The organism is Streptomyces sp. NPDC060205 (assembly GCF_042728395.1).
GTDB lineage: Bacteria > Actinomycetota > Actinomycetes > Streptomycetales > Streptomycetaceae > Streptomyces.
Genome location: NZ_JBHWZP010000522.1, coordinates 1 through 4,531, shown reverse-complemented (window position 1 = coordinate 4,531; position 4,531 = coordinate 1). Strand labels below are relative to the sequence as shown.

Genomic DNA, 4,531 nt, shown 5'->3' with positions numbered 1-4,531 from the left:
GATTCTCGGGTGCGGGCCTCAGCCGTGTGTACGGCCGGTGGGGACCTCAGTCCTCGCCGAGGTACGCCTTGCGGACGGATTCGTCGGTGAGGAGGTCGCGGCCGGTGCCGGAGAGCACGATGGAGCCGACTTCCATGACGTGTCCGTGGTCGGCGAGGGAGAGCGCCGCCTGGGCGTTCTGCTCGACGAGGAGGATCGTCGTGCCCTGGGACTTGAGTTCCGCGATGGTCGCCATGATTTTCTGCATCATGATCGGCGAGAGGCCCATGGAGGGTTCGTCGAGCATGAGCAGTTTCGGCTGGGACATCAGGGCGCGGCCCATGGCGAGCATCTGCTGCTCACCGCCGGAGAGGGTGCCCGCGGCCTGCTTGCGGCGTTCGCCGAGGATGGAGAAGAGGTCGTAGGCGCGCTGGATGTCCTTCTCGATGCCTGCTTTGTCGTTGCGCAGGAAGGCGCCGAGGCGGAGGTTGTCCTCGATCGTCATGCGGGGGAAGATGTGCCGCCCCTCGGGGGAGTGCGCGAGTCCGAGGGAGACGATCTGGTGGGCCGGGGTCTTCTTGAGTGACTTGCCCTGGAACTTGATCTGGCCGCCGACGGGCTTGAGGAGGCCGGAGAGGGTGCGCAGGGTGGTCGTCTTGCCGGCGCCGTTGGTGCCGATGAGGGTGACGACCTGGCCGGCGTCGACCTTGAAGGAGATGCCCTTGACGGCTTCGATCTTGCCGTAGGCGACCCGGAGGTCTTCGACTTCGAGGAGTGCGGTCATCGGTCGGTCTCCTTGCGGGGCGCGGCGTCGGCCTGTGCTTCGGCCGCTTCGACCTCCGCGACTTCGGCTTGGCCGGGTGCGTCTTCGTAGGGTTCGCCGAGGTAGGCGGCGACGACGCGTTCGTCTCCCTGGACGGTGGCGCTGTCGCCTTCGACGAGTTTTTCGCCTTGGACGAGGACGGCGACGCGGTCGCAGAGGTTGAAGATGAAGCGCATGTCGTGCTCGATGACGAGGACGGCGATGCCCATGTCGCGGATGGCGAAGACGAGTTCTTCGGTGGCGCGGGTTTCCTGGGGGTTCATTCCGGCGGTGGGCTCGTCGAGGAGCAGGAGGCCGGGTTCGCTGGCGAGTGCGCGGGCGATTTCGAGCTTGCGCTGTTCGCCGTAGGGGAGGTTCCTGGCGAGGTGGTCGCGCTTGCCGGCGAGGCCGATGAACTCCAGGAGTTCCATGGCGCGTTCTTCGGAGGCTTTTTCGGCTTTCTTGAAGCCGGGGCCGCGCAGGAGTGCGGACCAGAGGCCTTCTTTGGTGCGGGTGTGGCGGCCGACGAGGACGTTTTCCAGGACGGTCATGTTGGAGAAGAGACGGATGTTCTGGAAGGTGCGGGCGACGCCGGCGGCGGTGACTTTGAAGGACTGGGACGGCAGGACCGTGCCCTTGTACCGGACTTCTCCCTCGGTGGGGATGTAGAGGCCGGTGAGGCAGTTGAAGAAGGTGGTCTTGCCGGCGCCGTTGGGGCCGATGAGGCCGACGATCTCGCCGCTGTTGACTTTGAGGTCGACGTTGCGTACGGCGGTGAGTCCGCCGAAGCGCATGGTGACGCCGCGTGCGTCGAGGACGGCTTCACCGGGGGTGGCGCCGGGGGTGGCTGCCTTGGTGGTGGTGTCGGTTGTCATCGTGGTCAGGCCCCTGCCTTGCTGAGGACTGTGGGCGCTTGGGCTTCCTCGTGGAATTCGAGCTGGCGCCGCCGGTTGGGGATGAGGCCTTCCGGGCGGAAGCGCATCAGCAGGACGAGCGCGAGGCCGAAGGCGAGGAGCTGGTAGTCGCCGAGGAACTGGAGCTTGGCGGGGATGAGGTAGAGCAGTGCGGCGCCGACGAGGGGGCCGCTGATGGTGCCCATGCCGCCGAGGACGACCGCTGCGAGGAGGAAGGCCGAGTTGGGCGGGACGACGTGGGCGAACTGGTACTGCTCGGGTGTCACGGTGTAGGTGACGTGTGCCTGTACGGATCCGGCGAGGCCGGCGAGTGCGGCGCCGAGGGCGAAGGCGATGAGCTTGACGCGGAAGCCGTTGATGCCCATGGCGAGTGCGGCGGTCTCGTCCTCGCGGATGGCGACCCAGGCGCGTCCGATGCGGGAGTCTCCGCTGCGGCGGAAGACGATCACGACGATGAGCGTGATGAGGAGCATCAGGAAGAAGTAGTTGGCGAAGCGCGCGATGGTGAAGCCGGCGATGGTGTGTTCCTGGCCGAAGTCGAAGCCGAGGATGTTGAGGTTCGGGATCGACGAGATGCCGTTGGAGCCGTTGGTGATGTCGGGTCCGCTGGTGCCGTCCATGTTGAGGACGCCGATGCGGAAGATCTCGCCGAAGCCGAGGGTGACGATGGCGAGGTAGTCGCCGCGCAGTCGCAGGGTGGGGGCGCCGATGAGGACGCCGAAGACCATGGCGACGGCTGCGCCGAGGAGGGCGGCGGCCCAGAACGGCAGGTGGATGTCGAAGGGTGAGGAGGGGGAGCCGGAGACCATGGCCGCGGTGTAGGCGCCGACGCCGAGGAAGGCGACGTATCCGAGGTCGAGGAGTCCGGCGAGGCCGACGACGATGTTGAGGCCGAGGGCGACGGTGGCGAAGATCAGGATGTAGACGCCGATGGTCGCGTACTGGTCGTCGGACTGGGTGAAGGGGAATGCGGCGGCGGCGACGAACGCGCCGAGCATGGTGATGTTGCGGTGTTTGGCGGTGAGGGCGGAGACGCGGTTGACGAGTCCGGCCTTGGCCGCCGCGGCGAAGCCGAAGCCCGCGGTGATGAGGAAGCCGACGAACTGTTCGTCGTACTCGGTGCCGATGCCGTAGGTGAAGACGATCAGGCCGAGGCTGAGCGCGGCGACGATGATCAGGATCTCGGCGTAGGCGGGGAGTTTGTGGGCCGGTGCCTTGGTGGTGCCGGAGGCGAAGGCGGCCTTGACGACGGTGCGGTTGTGGCGTGCCTTGTGGCGGAACTGCTCCCAGGCGGTGTCTTCGGGGTCGAAGGGGTCGGGAGCGGGGTGTTCGAAGGGCAGTGAGAGTGCGCCGAGGAGGGCCGTGAGGGTGGCTACGGCCGCGACCCAGCCGCCGGGTTCGAGGTTGGCGAGGCCGCCGAGTTCGGAGCTGATCGCGAGGATCGTGTACCAGGCGGTGGCGAACGCGGCGAGTGCGGCGAGCTTGATGGCGCTGTCGGCGCCGGCGGGGGTCAGCCAGCGCAGGCCCTTGATGCCGTAGGAGGCGAGGGCGAAGAGCGTGGTGAGGATGCCGCCGATGAGGACGAGGACCTGGAGGCCGCCGGGGTAGCCGTAGTAGGTGAGGTCGCCGGGGAAGGCGGAGGTCCAGGTCCAGGCGAGGAAGGTGGAGATGATGGTGAGGATGCCGCCGCCGGTGGCGAGGGCGCGTCCGATGTGGGGCGGGATGCCGATGAGGCCGGTGGTGTTGCCGGTGGACCCCTTGGCGGGTGTCTCGGGCGTGCTGGTCTGTGTGGTCATCGGTGTCACGCCCTGTCCGCGACGCGCTCGCCGAGCAGGCCTTGTGGCCTGAAGAGGAGCACGAGGATGAGGAGTACGAAGGCCCAGACGTTGGCCCAGGACTGGCCGCCGAGCTGTTCCATGCCGGGGACGTCGGCGATGTAGGCGGTGGCGAGGGTCTCGGCGAGGCCGAGGACGAGGCCGCCGATCATGGCTCCGTAGATGTTGCCGATGCCGCCGAGGACGGCGGCGGTGAAGGCTTTGAGGCCGAGGATGAAGCCCATGCGGAACTGGACCTGGCCGTACTTGAGGCCGTAGGCGACGGCTCCGACGGCGGCGAACACGGCGCCGAGGGCGAAGGCGACCACGATGATGCGGTCGGTGTTGATGCCCATGAGCTTGGCGGTGTCCGGGTCCTGCGCGGTGGCCTGCATGCCGCGGCCGGTGCGGGTCTTCATCACGAAGAAGGCGAGGATGGCCATGCTGATGGGGGCCGCGATGAGCAGGAAGATGTCACCGGTCTGGATGGTGACGTCGCCGATCTTGAAGGGGCCGCCCTCGATCTCGGGGAAGTTGATGGACTGCTTCGCGTCGGGGTACCACGCCCACACGGCCTGCTGGAGTGCGAGGGAGAGGCCGATGGCGGTGATGAGCGGGGCGAGGCGTGGCGCGGTGCGCAGCGGCCGGTAGGCGAACCGTTCCGCTCCCACGGCGACGGTGGTCGCGGCGATGACGGCTCCGAGGAGCATCAGGGGCAGTGCGATCCACATGGTGGTGCCGTCGGGCAGTACGTACAGGTAGACCGTGAGTGCGCCGAAGCCTCCGATCATGAAGATCTCGCCGTGGGCGAAGTTGATGAGCTGGACGATGCCATAGACCATCGTGTAGCCGATGGCGACCAGCCCGTACATGGATCCCAGTAGCAGGCCGTTGACCAGCTGCTGCGGCAGTTCGTTCACCGCATGTCCTCCGAGACGTTCGGATAGTCGAGGGGTGTGACCGGATGTGAGTGCGCGCGGGGCGCTTGTACTGCGGCGCCCCGCGCGGCTCAGGTGGTGGGG

4 protein-coding genes are annotated in these 4,531 nt (G+C 67.5%); all 4 read right to left on the bottom strand.

Annotation, left to right across the window (positions count from 1 at the left end):
• Positions 1–46: 46 nt before the first annotated feature.
• Genes ACFWGJ_RS42295 through ACFWGJ_RS42280 form a run of 4 tightly spaced genes read right to left on the bottom strand, consistent with a single transcriptional unit; the run spans position 47 to position 4,429 of the window.
• A complete protein-coding gene (locus ACFWGJ_RS42295; protein WP_387334281.1) occupies positions 47–763 on the bottom strand; it encodes an ABC transporter ATP-binding protein in 717 nt (238 codons plus the stop codon).
• Entirely contained in the window at positions 760–1,656 is an 897-nt protein-coding gene (locus ACFWGJ_RS42290) for an ABC transporter ATP-binding protein (RefSeq protein ID WP_387334280.1), read from the bottom strand. The genes ACFWGJ_RS42295 and ACFWGJ_RS42290 overlap by 4 nt, the downstream gene beginning before the upstream one ends.
• Positions 1,657–1,661: 5 nt before the next feature.
• Positions 1,662–3,491 carry a branched-chain amino acid ABC transporter permease gene (locus tag ACFWGJ_RS42285; protein ID WP_387334279.1) on the bottom strand — a complete coding sequence of 610 codons (1,830 nt, stop codon included), beginning with the start codon at positions 3,489–3,491 and terminating at the stop codon, positions 1,662–1,664.
• Between the two features lie 5 nt (positions 3,492–3,496).
• A complete protein-coding gene (locus tag ACFWGJ_RS42280) occupies positions 3,497–4,429 on the bottom strand; it encodes a branched-chain amino acid ABC transporter permease (protein WP_210883595.1) in 933 nt (310 codons plus the stop codon).
• Between the last annotated feature and the right edge of the window lie 102 nt (positions 4,430–4,531).

What these genes read in the sequence shown, in the direction of transcription:
- ACFWGJ_RS42295 (WP_387334281.1), bottom strand. Translation starts at nt 763, where the DNA reads ATGACCGCACTCCTCGAAGTCGAAGACCTCCGGGTCGCCTACGGCAAG.
- ACFWGJ_RS42290 (WP_387334280.1), bottom strand. Translation starts at nt 1,656, where the DNA reads ATGACAACCGACACCACCACCAAGGCAGCCACCCCCGGCGCCACCCCC.
- ACFWGJ_RS42285 (WP_387334279.1), bottom strand. Translation starts at nt 3,491, where the DNA reads ATGACCACACAGACCAGCACGCCCGAGACACCCGCCAAGGGGTCCACC.